Origin of the sequence: Klebsiella sp. 18074 (genome assembly GCF_902705905.1) — a bacterium.
Lineage (GTDB): Bacteria > Pseudomonadota > Gammaproteobacteria > Enterobacterales > Enterobacteriaceae > Klebsiella > Klebsiella terrigena.
Genome location: NZ_CACSIS010000018.1, coordinates 51,883 through 66,556, shown reverse-complemented (window position 1 = coordinate 66,556; position 14,674 = coordinate 51,883). Strand labels below are relative to the sequence as shown.

Annotated in this window: 14 protein-coding genes; 9 read left to right on the top strand and 5 right to left on the bottom strand. The window is 56.5% G+C overall.

The window, feature by feature from the left end; all coding sequences use genetic code 11:
* Positions 1 to 284: 284 nt before the first annotated feature.
* Positions 285 to 725, top strand: a complete 441-nt coding sequence (hpaR, locus tag GVK32_RS18095) for a homoprotocatechuate degradation operon regulator HpaR (protein WP_159871362.1) — start codon at positions 285 to 287, stop codon at positions 723 to 725.
* Positions 726 to 858: 133 nt separating this feature from the next.
* Here the strand turns inward: hpaR and GVK32_RS18090 are convergent, their stop codons facing one another.
* Positions 859 to 2,073: an amino acid deaminase gene (locus GVK32_RS18090; RefSeq protein WP_159871360.1), complete on the bottom strand. Its 1,215-nt coding sequence runs from the start codon at positions 2,071 to 2,073 to the stop codon at positions 859 to 861.
* A gap of 201 nt (positions 2,074 to 2,274) precedes the next feature.
* On the opposite strand from GVK32_RS18090, the gene GVK32_RS18085 reads away from it, so the two are divergent.
* The 5 genes from GVK32_RS18085 (at position 2,275) to GVK32_RS18065 (ending at position 7,163) form a co-directional block, all read left to right on the top strand.
* A complete protein-coding gene (locus tag GVK32_RS18085) occupies positions 2,275 to 3,714 on the top strand; it encodes an amidohydrolase family protein (protein ID WP_159871358.1) in 1,440 nt (479 codons plus the stop codon).
* Between the two features lie 10 nt (positions 3,715 to 3,724).
* Complete coding sequence (locus GVK32_RS18080) at positions 3,725 to 4,117, top strand: RidA family protein (protein ID WP_112215111.1); 393 nt, start codon at positions 3,725 to 3,727, stop codon at positions 4,115 to 4,117.
* 103 nt (positions 4,118 to 4,220) lie between these two features.
* Entirely contained in the window at positions 4,221 to 5,708 is a 1,488-nt protein-coding gene (locus tag GVK32_RS18075) for a sodium:solute symporter family protein (protein ID WP_159871355.1), read from the top strand.
* On the top strand, positions 5,705 to 6,577 hold the full coding sequence (locus GVK32_RS18070; RefSeq protein ID WP_159871352.1) for a 2-dehydro-3-deoxygalactonokinase: 873 nt from the start codon (positions 5,705 to 5,707) through the stop codon (positions 6,575 to 6,577). The genes GVK32_RS18075 and GVK32_RS18070 overlap by 4 nt, the downstream gene beginning before the upstream one ends.
* Entirely contained in the window at positions 6,564 to 7,163 is a 600-nt protein-coding gene (locus tag GVK32_RS18065) for a 2-dehydro-3-deoxy-6-phosphogalactonate aldolase (protein ID WP_159871349.1), read from the top strand. Before GVK32_RS18070 ends, GVK32_RS18065 begins: the two co-directional genes overlap by 14 nt.
* Here the strand turns inward: GVK32_RS18065 and GVK32_RS18060 are convergent.
* Positions 7,160 to 8,023, bottom strand: a complete 864-nt coding sequence (locus GVK32_RS18060; RefSeq protein WP_159871346.1) for a MurR/RpiR family transcriptional regulator — start codon at positions 8,021 to 8,023, stop codon at positions 7,160 to 7,162. The two genes, GVK32_RS18065 and GVK32_RS18060, sit on opposite strands and share 4 nt — an antisense overlap.
* Positions 8,024 to 8,093: 70 nt before the next feature.
* Positions 8,094 to 8,627 carry a GNAT family N-acetyltransferase gene (locus GVK32_RS18055; RefSeq protein WP_159871495.1) on the bottom strand — a complete coding sequence of 178 codons (534 nt, stop codon included), beginning with the start codon at positions 8,625 to 8,627 and terminating at the stop codon, positions 8,094 to 8,096.
* 32 nt (positions 8,628 to 8,659) lie between these two features.
* On the opposite strand from GVK32_RS18055, the gene GVK32_RS18050 reads away from it, so the two are divergent.
* Positions 8,660 to 9,496, top strand: a complete 837-nt coding sequence (locus GVK32_RS18050; RefSeq protein WP_159871343.1) for a GNAT family N-acetyltransferase — start codon at positions 8,660 to 8,662, stop codon at positions 9,494 to 9,496.
* 3 nt (positions 9,497 to 9,499) lie between these two features.
* Here GVK32_RS18050 and GVK32_RS18045 read toward each other — a convergent pair whose 3' ends face one another.
* Entirely contained in the window at positions 9,500 to 10,861 is a 1,362-nt protein-coding gene (locus GVK32_RS18045) for an MFS transporter (RefSeq protein ID WP_159871340.1), read from the bottom strand.
* 180 nt (positions 10,862 to 11,041) lie between these two features.
* The gene (locus tag GVK32_RS18040) at positions 11,042 to 11,956 is read right to left on the bottom strand and encodes a GntR family transcriptional regulator (protein ID WP_159871337.1); all 915 of its coding nucleotides are present in this window, start codon (positions 11,954 to 11,956) and stop codon (positions 11,042 to 11,044) included.
* A gap of 141 nt (positions 11,957 to 12,097) precedes the next feature.
* Between GVK32_RS18040 and GVK32_RS18035 the strand changes: the two genes are divergently transcribed.
* Both GVK32_RS18035 and GVK32_RS18030 read left to right on the top strand, forming a co-directional pair.
* Positions 12,098 to 13,120, top strand: a complete 1,023-nt coding sequence (locus GVK32_RS18035; protein WP_159871335.1) for a zinc-binding alcohol dehydrogenase family protein — start codon at positions 12,098 to 12,100, stop codon at positions 13,118 to 13,120.
* Positions 13,121 to 13,131: 11 nt separating this feature from the next.
* Positions 13,132 to 14,577, top strand: coding sequence for a tagaturonate reductase (locus GVK32_RS18030; RefSeq protein ID WP_159871333.1), 1,446 nt, complete (start codon positions 13,132 to 13,134; stop codon positions 14,575 to 14,577).
* Positions 14,578 to 14,674 lie beyond the last annotated feature (97 nt).

Sequence of the window (14,674 nt, the reverse complement as noted above, 5' to 3'; positions counted from 1 at the left end):
ACTCCTCTGGTACTGATTTCTGAAGCTTAAGGGATTTCATTAATATGTTAATGATTATCTTTTATTCCTTGCTGAAGGCTTTGGCAAACAGAAGTGAATGTTTTGTGATCTGATTAACAATAAATTTACACTAATTAAATTTAATTGTTTATAATCATATTGTTAGTTTTAAATTATAAAAGGGCTGGTACTTTTCAGCAGCAGAAACCGGTTGCGTCATCGGCAAATAAGCGCTAATTATTAACTTGTTAATAGATTCTGAAATGTGATGTAGAGGGTATGTGATGCATGATTCGTTAACCATTGCGCTGTTGCAGGCGCGGGAAGCGGCGATGGGCCATTTCCGGCCAATCGTCAAACGGCATAATCTCACCGAGCAGCAGTGGCGTATTGTGCGCATCCTTGCCGAAAGCCCGTCGATGGATTTCCACGACCTCGCCTTCCGCGCCTGCATTCTGCGCCCGAGCCTGACCGGCATTTTGACCCGCATGGAGCGCGACGGCCTGGTGCTGCGCTTAAAGCCGGTCAGCGATCAGCGCAAGCTGTACGTTTCGCTGACGCCAGCGGGATTGAAGCTATATGACAGCGCGCAGACCCAGGTAGAAGAGGCTTATCGCCTGATTGAATCTGAGTTTACCGCAGAGAAAATGCAGCAACTGACCGCGCTGCTGGAGGAGTTTATTGCGCTGGGTAACGGGGTAAGAGGAGAGGAAGAGGAGTCGTAAGATGGCCCGGAGCCGTGAAAACGTGAAAATCCCCGGAGGCGGTGCTGGCGCACCTGTCCGGGCTACGTTCACAGCCGTCTACGGACTGGTAGCCCGGACAGGCGCAGCGCGCCGCCTCCGGGAAAGGCACTATTTAGAACAGCGTATCCAGCTCTTCCAGCAGGTTGTAGTCGTCGTCGACCAGCAGCAGCGCCTTCCATTTGTCGAAGGTCAGGCACGGATGCGAGGTGCCGAAGACCAGGATATCGCCAACCTGCACGTCGCTACCCGGCGTCAGGCGCAGCATGCAGTGCTGATCCATGATCCCCACGCTCGCGATCCCCTCGGCGGATAGCTGCGCACCGTGACGATAGAGGGCGATGGGCTGCGGCAGTCCGGCATCGAAAGCGCAGTCGCGCTTGCCGAAGTTAGCCACCGCGCGATCCGATTCCGGAACCGATTGCACCATCGCCATCAGCTCGAGGGCTGAGGTCAGATCGCCGGCCAGATCGCAGGCGATCGGATCCCGCGCCACCAGCTCCTGCTGCGCGATATCGTAGATCCCCCGGTCGTGGGTGATATAGCAGCCGGGGCGGATAACGATCCGGCAGTTCGCCGGTTTCTCCGCCGCCAGCCAGATGTTACACACCACGTCGTACCAAACGGTGCCGGCGCCGGTCAGCACAAACTCGCCTTCAACCAGAGGCGCCATTCGGCAGGCGAGGTCGGCGGCCTGGCGCAGCAGCGCTTCCACCTGCGGCTGCGGATCGTCCCCGTGCAGCACCCCTTCATACAGCTCCAGCCCGCGCAGCGTCAGGCCCGGTAGCTCCGCCGCGGCCTGCGCCAGCGCCAGCGCATCTTCTACGCTGCGGCAGCCGCAGCGTCCGCCGGGCACCCCAAGCTCAATCAGCACGTCCAGGGTTTGCCGGCGTTCGGCAAAAAAGGACGACAGCGTGCGGGCGTTAGCGAGGCTATCGATGCAGCAGATGAAGTCAACGCTGCGGTAGTGGGTTTTCAGCTGCGAAACGGCCTGCATGTTGGCCTTGCCGACCAGCTGATTAACCATCAACACGCGCTGGATGCCGCTGGCCATCGCCGCGCTGGCTTGCCAGGCGCTGCCGACCCCGATACCCCAGGCGCCGGCCCGCTGTTGGGCCTGAAAAATCCACGGCGTCATCGTCGTTTTGCCGTGCGGCGCCAGCGAGACGCCGCGCGCATCGGCGTAGCGCTGCATCCAGGCGATGTTATTTTCCAGCGCCGTTTTTTTCAGCAGCGCGGCGGGGAGGCAGATATCCTCTGCCAGCAGATTTGCCGGGGCGGACATCACGGCGGCTTTGTGCGGGACAAGCGTATCGGAATGGTATTTCATAACACTATCCTTTAAGGGTTTATGCTCGGATAAAAGTCGGGTATCAATTTTAATTTATTGATAAATATAAATTTAATATTTGATCGTTATGTTTTATGAATAAAAGTATCATAAATTGATCTGGTTTTTGCGTAGTTTTCCACTGTTTTTCCGCCTTGTAAATGGTTAACTTGTCGGCAGAGTTGAAAGGGAGTAATTGCGATGAGAGTTAACTGGCTTTTCAAAAACGTCACCGTCATCGACGGCAGCGGCGGGCCGCAGTTTCGTGGTGACGTAGCGGTGAAGGGCGATCGGATTGTGGATATGGCCCCGGCGTTGAATCTGGCGGCGGAGCAGGTGGTTGAGGGGCTGGGGCGCGTGCTGGCCCCCGGGTTTATCGATGTGCATACCCATGACGATATCAACGTCATCCGTATGCCGGAGTATTTGCCCAAGCTGAGCCAGGGGGTGACGACGGTGATTGTCGGCAACTGCGGGATCAGCGCGGCGACGGCAACCATGCGCGACGGCGTGCCCGACCCGATGAACCTGCTGGGCGAGCAGGAGCAGTTTATTTATCCCACCGTTGAGGCTTACGCCCACGCGGTGGAGGCGGCGAAGCCGTCACTGAACGTCGGCACGCTGATTGGCCATACCGCGCTGCGCAACAATCATATGGATGATTTGTTCCGCCCGGCGACGGAAAGCGAAATCGCCGGGATGCGTGTTCAACTGCGCGATGCACTGCGTCAGGGGGCGCTGGGGCTGAGTACCGGTCTGGCCTACGCCAGCGCATTCCGGTCCACCACTGAAGAGGTGATGGCGCTGGCGGAAGAGCTGGCGGCGGAGAAGGGAATTTACACCACCCACCTGCGCTCGGAGTTTGAACCCATTCTGGAAGCGCTCGACGAAGCGTTTCGCATTGGTCGCCACGGCAACGTGCCGGTGGTGGTCTCGCATCACAAGTGCGCCGGGGCGAAAAACTGGGGTCGCACGAAGGAGACGCTGGCTTTCTTCGATGAGATGCGCCAGCGGCAGGAGATTGCCTGTGACTGCTACCCCTATTCCGCCAGTTCGTCGACGCTGGATATGAAGCAGGTCACCGATGAGTTCGACATCGTTATCACCTGGTCGGAAGCGCAGCCAGAGCAGGCCGGTAAAACCCTCAAGCAAATTGCCGATGGCTGGCAGGTGAGCCTCCATGATGCGGCGGCGCGGCTGATGCCTGCGGGCGCAATCTACTACAACATGGACGAGCAGGACGTGCGGCGGGTGCTGCGTTATCCGGTCACCATGATCGGCTCCGATGGCCTGCCGAACGACCCGATGCCACATCCACGGCTGTGGGGGGCTTTCCCTCGGGTACTGGGCCACTACAGTCGCGATGAACAGCTGTTTCCGCTGACTACCGCCATTCACAAAATGACCGGCCTCTCGGCGGTACGCTTTCAGCTTGCGGAACGTGGGCTGGTGAAAGTGGGCTACTTCGCCGATCTGGTGCTGTTTGACCCGCAAACGGTGCGCGATGTCGCCAGCTTCTCCGACCCGAAACAACCGGCGGACGGCATAGAGGCGGTGATGGTCAACGGCGTGATGAGCTACGGCAGCGATAAAAAGATTACCGGGCGCGCGGGACGTTTCCTGCGCCGCCGAATGAACTAAGGAGCGAAAGATGAGTATTAAACGTTATGGCGTGGAAGGCGGAACCGGCACCGGCGGGCAGCATCTCCCGTTCGCCCGCGCGGTGGAGGCGGGCGGCTGGCTGTACGTTTCCGGTCAGACGCCGATGAAAGATGGCGAAGTGGTGGAAGGGGGGATTGTCGACCAGTCGCGCCTGGCGATTCAAAACTGTGTGGATATCATGACCGAAGCGGGCTATACCCTCGCCGACGTCGTACACGTCAAAGTGATCCTCACCGATTCGCGCTATTTCCAGTCCTTCAACAAAGTGTTCCGCGAGTTCTTTGGCGATAACCCGCCAGCCCGTATCTGCTGTGTGGCGGATCTGGTGGTGGATTGCAAAGTCGAAGTAGATGTGACCTGTTATAACGCGGCTCGCGTATAAATTTGTATTAATCAGAAATATAAACAGGATTTTTGAGCGCTGAAATAATTCAGCGCTCCGTAACCTCTTACCTTTTATAACCCTAACTGGCAGGATGTGAACGATGAATAGTCATATCTTTTTAGTCGGCTTTATTATTTACGCGTTGGCGATGATTTGGCTTGGCTGGTACGTTTCGCGTAATCAAAAAAGCGGCGATGATTTTTTACTGGGCGGTCGTTCCTTACCGCTGTTTCTGACCTTGGGATCGACCGTAGCGACCATGGTAGGGACGGGGTCGAGCATGGGCGCGGTAGGTTTCGGCTATAGCAACGGCTGGGCCGGGATGCTGTATGGCGTAGGTGGGGCAATCGGTATTTTACTGGTAGCCTGGCTGTTTGCGCCGGTACGTAAACTCCGCTTTATGACTATGAGCGAGGAGCTTTCTTATTATACCGGGGGCAGCCATTTAATTAAAAATGTCGTCGGGATAATGATATTTATTGCCTCCATTGGTTGGCTTGGCGCACATATTCTTGGCGGCAGTATGTATTTAGCTTGGGCCGCGGGGATAAACCTGACGCTGGCAAAAGTGATTATTTCATTAGCTTTCGCGATTTATGTGATCATCGGCGGTTATTCCGCAGTGGTATGGACGGATACCATTCAGGCGTTAATTCTGTTTTTCGGTTTTATCCTGATGGCGATTCTGGCCGTGGTACACGTGGGCGGTTGGGATGCGATCGTCCAGGCCATGGATCCGAAGGCTATGAGCTTGTTTGCGATTGACAAACTGGGCGCTGTTCCGGCCCTATCGCTGGCGATGGTGATTTGCGTCGGCGTGCTGGCGACGCCATCTTATCGTCAACGAATCTACTCGGGTAAAGATGTCTCTTCGGTGCGCCGTTCTTTTATTTATACCGGCGTCCTGTACCTGTTTTTTTCGATTCTACCGGCGATTATCGGTATGGCAGCATGGACGATGAACCCGAATCTGGCAAACAGTAACTACGCCTTCCTGTTCGCCACCAGTTTTTTACCGGCGATTCTGGGGCTGGTGGTGCTGATTGCGGGTCTTTCCGCCACCATGTCGTCGGCGAGTTCCGATGCGATAGCCGCCGTCGCTATCATGATGCGCGATGTGTATACCCTGGTGACCGGGAAAATGCCCCCAGCAGATAAAGCCATTACGCTGTCGCGCTGGATGCTGGCGTTCGTTATTGGCCTGGCGATGATCTTTGCCCTGACGTCCAACGATATCATCAGCTATATCACCAAAATGATCTCAATGCTGATGTCCGGCCTATTCGTCTGCTCGATTCTTGGTCACTTCTGGCTGCGGTTTAACTGGCAGGGGGCGCTAACGGCGCTGCTCAGCGGCATGCTGGTCTCGATAGTCATTCTGGTTAAGGCTGACTGGCTGGCGTATTGGGGAAATCCGTGCATTCCCTCGGTTCTCGGTAGCCTTATCTCTTCGGTATTTGTGACCTTAATGACGCCAGCGAGCAAAATTAGCCGTCAGCAAGCGCTGGAAATAATTACCCAGGAGCGGGAAGGCCAGGCGATTCCGGCGAAGACGGCTGTGGTTCAGACTTCAGGAGAGGTGCAATGAATGACTACATTGCCGTCGACTGGGGCTCCACCCAGCTGCGCGGCTGGTTGATTCGCAACGGCCAGTGCGTCGAGACGAAGCAGCTGCCGCTGGGCATCACCCGCCTGAGCGGGCAAGCGCCCGCCGATGTATTCCAGCAATACCTGACTCCCTGGCGCGGCGCGGAGAAGCTTCCGGTGCTGATGGCCGGGATGATTGGCAGCGACGCGGGCTGGCAATCGGTGCCGTACTTGCCTTGTCCGGCGGCGATTGATGCCCCTGGGCAACAGCTGTTTGCCGTTGCCGAAGGCGTGTGGATTATTCCCGGCCTCAAGGTTGAACAGGCCGGGGAGTACAACGTGATGCGCGGGGAGGAGACGCAGCTGCTGGGCGCGTGGCAACTGGCCCCGGCGGAGTGCTACGTGATGCCGGGCACCCACTGTAAATGGGTGCAGGTGGAGCGCGGCGTGGTGCGCCACTTTGCTACCGCGATGACCGGCGAGCTGCATCATCTGCTGATGACGCAATCGCTGCTCGGCAAGGGGCTTACGGCCCAGTTGCCGGACGACGCCGCTTTTGAACTGGGGCTGGACAAGGGGCTGGCGCAACCATCGTTAATTAGCGAACTGTTTGTCGCCAGAGCGGCGCGGGTTTTGGGAGCGCTGGCGGCGACATCGGTCAGCGACTATCTCTCCGGGCTGCTGATTGGCGCTGAAGTCGCAACTCTGGGTCAGCGTTATCGTACATCAACCGTCACCCTGGTGGGGGACCCGGCGCTGAATGCCCGCTATCGTCGAGCGATGATGGCGTGCGGGATGACGGTCAACAGCTGTAGCGGCGATGAGGCATTGCTGAGCGGCATGGCGAGGATAATGAATGAACAAGCTTAAACTGGTGGCGATTTTGCGCGGCATTCGCCCCGCAGAAGCGGCAGAGCATATTGATATGCTGATTGGCGCAGGGTTTCGCTATATTGAAATTCCGCTCAATTCACCGGACTGGCAGCAGAGTATTGCGCAGATGGTGGCTCAGTTTGGCGAGCAGGCGGTGATTGGCGCAGGGACGGTACTGAAGGTTGAGCAGGTCGATTTTCTGGCCGATGCCGGGGCGAAGCTTATCGTCACGCCGAATACCCAGCCTGCGGTTATCCGCCAGGCGGTGGCGCGCGGGATGCTGGTCTGCGCCGGGTGCGCAACGGCGACGGAGGCGTTTAGTGCGCTGGATGCCGGGGCGCAGTGGCTGAAGATTTTTCCCTCTTCCGCTTTTGGCCCGGACTATATTCGCGCGCTGAAAGCGGTGCTGCCGCCGGAAGTACCGGTGCTGGCGGTAGGCGGTGTGACGCCGGAGAATCTGACGACCTGGGTGCAGGCCGGGTGTGCCGGAGCCGGGTTGGGGAGCGATCTTTATCGCGCCGGGCAGGCGGTGGAGCGCACCCGCCAGCAGGCGGAGAGGTTTATCGCCGCTAGCGCGGTTTAGTCACCCAGCGGCTGGCGGTCGACGCCGCCGCGATGGCTGTCTAGCGCCAGCTTAATACGGCGCAGCCGGCCTTTGGCCTGGGTTTTGTTGGCCATCGCCAGTTCGGTGGCCAGCACATCAACCATCGCCAGCATCGCATAGCGCGAAGTGCTGGGCTTGAAGATATAGTCGTTTTCGCGCACCAGCAGCGGCAGCACCAGATCGGCCTGCTCCGCCAGCGGCGTCCCGGCGGGGGTAATCGCGATCACCTTCGCACCGTACTGGCTGGCAATCGCCGCGCTTTCAATGATTTCCTTGGTATAACCGCCTAATGACAGCACGATAACCACATCCTTTGGCGTCACCGCCGAGCTCATCATGCGCACCAGCAGGCCGTCGTTCTGGCTGACGACCGGCAGGCCGAGGCGAAACAGGCGATACTGGATCTCCTGCGCGCAGATGGTCGAGCCGCCGCCCATCCCGAGCGCCAGAATCTGTCGCGCATCGCTCAGCAAGCTGACCGCGCGCTTCAGCGCCTCGATATCCAGCGCCCGACGATTGGTCTCCAGTACGCCGATGATTGACTCATAGATCCCCTGCACGCCTTCGAGGTCCGGGACATCAAGAATAAAGCGCTGCCCGACCGCCAGAGATTGCGCCAGCTTCATCTTCAGCTCGCGAACATCTTTGCAGCCTAGCGCCCGCGCGAAGCGGGTGACCGAGGCCTGGCTGGTGTTGGTCAGCCGCGCCATCTCGGCGATGGGCAGTTCCGCCGCCGCCGCGACATCATCGAGAATAAACTGCGCGATGCGCTTTTCGGTCGCCGTCAGTTCAACAAAGCGATCGGTAATGCAGGAAATGATATCGATTGACCAGGACATACGGGTATCAGCGGGTAAGTTTTGAATGATACTTTGTACCATATTCAGGCGATGAAAGCAGCGCCGGAGGTCACAGCGCCAGCCGCATGGTGCAGCGCGTTTCTGGTGCCAGTCCATGTTCCGTTTCCAGCTCTCTTTTTGCCGCCAGTCCTGACGGCAGCGTCAGCTCGTCCAGCATCGAAAAGCCCAGGCGCGTATAAAACGGCGCGTTCCACGGCACTTCGCGAAAAGTGGTGAGCGTGACCGCTGGATATTCCGCTCTTCGGGCATTCTCAATCACCTGCTCCAGCATCATGCGGCCAATGCCTCGCCCTTGCCACGCCTGATGGACGGCAATCTCGACGATAAACAGCGCATCATCCAGTGGTTCGGTGAGTAGAAAGCCTATCGGTTGTTCATCGGCAACGGCCAACAGGCTGTGTTCGGTTTCAAGAAACAGCCGGTGGCGATCGGCGCTTATCACCTCGCTTTGCGCCAGCCAGGCCAGCGCCGGGATTTGGCGAAAAGCCTGGGCGGCAGAGCGCTCAATAGTGGGCAGGAGAGGGATATCGCTCTCCTGAGTCAGGCTTAATGCGACGGCGGCGGTTATAGTGTTATTTTTCATCATCACAGAATAGCAGCCTGTGGGAGAAATACATGGAGCTTACCGCCGTTCCGGCTACCCAGTTCAGCATTGAGCTGCTGGCGACTATCCTTAGCGACTGTTTTGAGGATTACCTGGTTCCCGTCACGCTGTCGGTGGAGGTTTTTGTCCAGCGCTTCAGTGCCGAAGGGCTGAGCTTGCTGGATTCCCGCGTCTGGATGGATGGCGATGTACCCGCAGCGATGGCCGTTGTCGCCCGACGTGGCGATGAAGCCCGGTTAGCGGCCTTTGCCGTGCGGCCGGCCTGGCGGGGAAAAGGAGCCGGCCGCGCGCTGATGACGTCGCTGATGGCCTCATTACAGGCCCGGGGCGTGCGGCGGATGTGGCTGGAGGTGATCCGCGAAAATCACGCTGCGATGGCGCTGTATCAATCTTTGGGCTTCGAGGTGCGGCACGGACTGTGCGGCTATTTAAGTTCACTGGTCGGAAGTGATGATCCACCCGTATTGCAAGATTGTGATGTGCTGGCCCTGACGCGCAGGGCGGGGGCGGAAATCAACGGTCGGCTGCCGTGGCTGATGGACCCGCTCACCTTCAGCACCCTGCCATGCCGGGCGTTCACCCTCAATCAGCAGGCCTTTGCCGTGCTGGCGACGTTAACCAGCAGGCCGCAGATCCAGTTTTTGTGGGTTGAACCCGCCGCCCGTGGGCGCGGGCTAGGACGGGAAATGCTGATTGCTCTTGCCCGCCAGTTTCCGGGGCTCGGCACGTCGGTGACCATCCCTGAAACCTTTACCCCGCTGTTTAAAGCCGCAGGCTATGCGCCATTGGCCTTAAAGCAGTATGAGATGAGCGTGGAATTTAGCGCCCCATCGTCAGCAAGGCGGTAAGGTTTAGCTGTTACGCGGGTCGCTAATCGGTTGATGGACCAGGAAAATATAGGCCAGTGCGCCGAGGGCGGTGACGCAGCCGCAGATAATCAGCGCCAGCTGGAATGAGTGGGTGGTGTCGACGATAAACCCGGTCACCACAGGGGCAAAGGACGCGCAGATAAAGCTGGCGAAGTTCTGAATGCTGCCGACGGAAGCGGTCATTCGTGAGGCCACCGCGACGTGAATCAATCCCCAGCAGGAGGTTCCGGCAAAGTGAATACAGAACAACGCCATACCGATTAACAGCACCGCAACGATTGATGTTGTCGCCTGGGGTACGACGAGCGTAAACGCGGCGGAGCAGAACATACCGGTAATGATGCAAATTTTGCGGCTCTTAATCGGGGCCATGCCGCCTTTAACCAGCCAGTCGGTAACATAGCCGTTGATTAACATGCCTGCGGCACCGAAAAGGAACGGGATCGCGGCCATAAAACCGGTACTTTTCAGATCGAGATTATACGCCGTTTGCAGATAGCCCGGCAGCCAGGCCAGATACAGCCACGCGGTATAGTTGATGCCGCTGAAGCCCAGCATCATTCCCCACATGGTTTTGTTTTTGAACAGACTGCGCCATTCGGCGAAACTTAATGGATCGCGGCGAGCGTTCACGCTTCCGGCATTCAGGTACGCCTGCTCGTCGGCGGTGAGATTGATATCTTCCCGGTTGCGATAGAGCATATACCAGCCGATAGCGACAAAAATCCCCAGCATACCGATGGTAATAAACATCCAACGCCAGCCCATCACCAGCATCATTGCGGCGAGGATCGGCGGGCTAATGGCGACGCCAATAGTTGAGGCGGCGTTAAAGAAGCCCATCGGGCGGCCACGCTCTTTAATATTAAACCAGTCGTTGATCACCTTGACGCCGCAAGGGTTCATCGGCGCTTCACCGATCCCCATGCCGATGCGCACCAGGACGAACTGGGTAAAACTGTGCACCATCCCCGAAACGGCCTGAAACAGTGACCAGAAAAACATCCCCAGCCCCAGCATGATGCGCGGACCTTTGCGGTCCAGCAGCGGCCCGCAGGGGAGCTGTGCGATACCGTAGGCCAGAGAGAAGACCGACAGCAGCGCCCCTATTTCGGTGGCGCTTAATCCCAGCTCCCCGCGGATGGTTAGGTTAGCGACGGATAATGAGCTTCGGTCAAGGTAGTTAATGACCGCCGCCAGAAATAACAGAACTATTGCCGTTGTCTGAATTTTCTTAATACGAGCGCTACACTGCAATGTATTATTTAACGGAGCTGAAATCGTCTCCGATTTACCTTTTTCAAAGGTGGTTTGCGGGTCAATAGCTATATTTTTGGGTTCCACGCCGGACTCCTGGCTATTCTATTTGAACGACAAGTGACATTGAGCAGTGTTAAACACCACCCACACATTTAACAGTAAAGTAAGTCGACTTGTTATCAGCATAAATAACCTTTTTTCTCACATTGGATTACGTTTTTAGATTTGTGCTCCTGATAATCATTTGATGTTTTTAATCGGTACTTAATAAAGAAGGGACTCATTCTGCTTGAGGGAGTTGATCATCGACTGCTTTGCGGAGTTCAGGTGGTTACGCAATGCCAGGTTGGCATCCAGATCGCTGCGGCAGATAAGCGCGCTCAGAATGGTCATATGTTCATTAATGGCGATGATATTGCGCTGCTTAAGATCGCTCTCATCCCACTGGTAGTGGAAGTGGAAGATAACGGAAATGATTTCAAGTGATTGATTAAAAAATATATTATCAGCAGCGGAAAGCAGTAGTGTGTGAAAATCTCGATCGAGCTGCGAGAACATACGAAAGCTGTCACCGATACTGTCCCGCAGCGCTCGATGGCGCTCAAGTAGGGTTTTCGCCTGTAGCCAGCGGGCATCGTTGTCCGGCAGGTTGAGGAAGTGCTGGAGCGCGTGGGTTTCCAGCATTTCTCGCAGCTCGAACAGCTGCTCCGCCCAGGATTGCTCAAATTTCTTCATATTCCACTGGCCGCGTTTTTCGCTTTCAATCAGGTTGTAGCGGCTGAACTTCAATAAAAATTCTCTGACTACCACCGGGCTGACGCCCGCCGCCCGCGCCAGCTGTAGCTCGGAAAACATCTCTCCGGCGCGCAGCTGGCGCTGGTTGATCATGGTGAAAAATGCCTGTTCGAAGATGCGGTTTTGTTCGGCCAGTGAGGCGCTGGAACCATCGAAACCGTCCTGCACTTCGGGCAGGCGGAGGATCAGGTAATCCTGATTGACCTGACTCAGCACGCCGCGCTCGCATAAGTGGCTGAGGATATGGCGCACGGTGGTGCGGCTGATGTTGTACATCTCCGCCAGCGCGCTTTGCGAGGGCAGCGGCGAGGGAATAAAACCGCGCGCCATATCGTTAATGACCTGGTTAATCACGTTATGACGAAGGTTTTGTGAACGGCTCATACATAGACTCCCTGTTTTTTTAGATATTAAAACCGGATTTAAAACGGTTTTGTGCGTGAGGTTTCACAATTTTGATAATGACTTTATCCTGGATAGTTTTTTTCATCGATATCTAAGCCAACAAATACGGAGGCAATAATTATGACGTCGATGAATACATTAGTGTGTCAGGAACCCAAAAAACTTAACTGGGAAAAACGCCAGATTCCCATTCCTGGCAATGATGAAGTTCTGATTAAAATAAAAGCGGTGGGGATTTGCGGGACGGATATCCATGCGTGGGGCGGTAATCAACCATTTTTTAGCTACCCGCGAGTACTTGGCCATGAAATATGCGGCGAGATTATTGGCCTCGGTAAAAATATTCTTAATCTGAAGAGCGGCCAACAGGTTGCGGTTATTCCTTACGTGGCCTGTCGTCAGTGTCCGGCCTGCCTGAGCGGGCGGACAAACTGCTGTGAGAAGATTTCGGTGATCGGCGTGCATCGCGACGGTGGATTTAGCGAGTATCTCAGCGTTCCGGTGAAGAACCTGCTGGTGGTTGATGACGTTGATCCTGAGGCGGTGGCGCTGATTGAGCCGTTCGCCATTAGCGCCCACGCGGTGCGTCGCGCAGATATTCAGCCGGGAGAGCAGGTGCTGGTGGTTGGTGCGGGACCGATTGGCCTGGGCGCGGCGGCAATCGCCAAAGCCGACGGCGCGCAGGTAGTGGTGGCGGATACCAGCCCGGCGCGGCGCGATCATGTGGCGCAGCATCTTAGCCTGACCACCCTTGACCCCTCAGATCCGCAGTTTACCGACCAGTTGTGTGAGACGTTTGGCGGCTCTCTGGCGCAAAAAGTGATCGACGCGACGGGGAACCAGCATGCGATGAATAACACCGTGAATTTAATTCGCCACGGTGGCAGCATTGTTTTCGTCGGCCTGTTTAAAGGCGAACTGCAATTCTCGGACCCGGAGTTTCATAAGAAAGAGACGACCATGATGGGCAGTCGCAATGCGACGGAAGAGGATTTTGCCAAAGTCGGGCGGCTGATGGCTGAGGGGAAAGTGACCGCCAGGATGATGCTGACCCATCGTTACGATTTCAAATCGTTGGCTGAAATCTATGAAAGCGAAGTGATTAACAATCGCCAGCTGATCAAAGGCGTCATTCATTTTTAGCAGGGAAGGCCATGAAAACATTAAACAGAAAAGAGTTTCCGGGGGCTCAGTACCCGACGCGGGTGATTCAGTTTGGCGAGGGAAATTTCCTGCGGGCGTTCATTGACTGGCAGCTGGATCTGCTGAATGAGCAAACCGATCTGGCCGCTGGGGTAACTATTGTTCGCCCGATCAACACCGAGTTTCCGCCGTCGCTCAATACCCAGGACGGGCTTTACACCACGGTGATCCGCGGACTGGATGAACGCGGTGAGGCGGTGAGCGAGGCGCGGGTTATTCGCTCCGTTAATAACGAGATCAACCCCTGGCAGGATTTTGCCGGTTATCTCGCGCTGGCTCGTAACCCGGAAATTGAGTTCGTATTTTCGAATACCACCGAAGCGGGCATTAGCTACCATGCAGGAGATCGGCCCGACGATATGCCGCCGGTGAGCTTCCCGGCGAAGCTGGCTCAGCTCCTGCTCGAACGGTTCCGCCATTTCGACGGCGCAGCGGATAAGGGCTGGATGATTATTCCCTGCGAGCTGATTGATTATAACGGCGAGGCGCTGAAGGCGCTGGTGCTGCGCTATGCTCAAGAGTGGCAGTTGCCTGCGGCTTTTAGCGACTGGATTGAAACGGCCAATACCTTCTGCTCCACGCTGGTTGACCGCATCGTGACCGGCTACCCGCGCGATGAAGCGCAAAAGCTGGAAGCGGAGCTGGGCTATCACGATGCGTTCCTTGATACCGCCGAATACTTCTGGCTGTTTGTGATTCAGGGCCCGCAGGCGCTGGCGAAGAAACTGCGACTCGACCGTTGCCCACTTAATATCCGTATCGTCGACGATATTCGGCCCTACAAAGAGCGTAAAGTCGCCATTCTCAACGGCGCGCATACCGCACTGGTCCCCGTAGCGTGGTTGTGCGGCGTGGATACGGTTGGCGAAGCGATGCGGGACGAGGCCATTCGCCATTATGTGCAGCAGACCATCGGCGAAGAGATTATTCCGGCGCTCGATTTACCTGCCGACGAGCTGCAGCAGTTTGCTGATGCCGTGACCGGGCGCTTTCTTAATCCGTACATTCGCCATCAGCTTTTGTCGATTGCGCTTAACGGTATGACCAAATTCCGTACCCGGATCCTACCGCAGCTGCTGACGAATATTCGCCAGCATGGCACGATTCCGCCGCGCCTGACGTTCGCTCTGGCGGCGCTGATTGCCTTTTATCGGGGCCAGCGTGACGGGCAGACGTATCCGCTACAGGATGATGAAGTCTGGTTAACCCGCTTTGCTGAAGGCTGGGCGCAAGTGGCGAACGGTCGTGCTCTGCATGAACTGGTGGTGGAGGTGTTACAGGATAAAAAGCACTGGGGCGAGGATTTAACGGTGATTCCCGGACTGGCTGAACAGGTCACGCGGTATCTGGAAGTGATGTTGAGCGCAGGAATACGCGAGGCCCTGGCGCGGCTGTAGTCGGTTTGTTGTGCGGCGTCCGCGGATTTGGACGCCGTTTTTTTTGTGCTCTGAACCGCAAAAAATGAATTAAGCGCCAATGACTAGTGGATTTCCC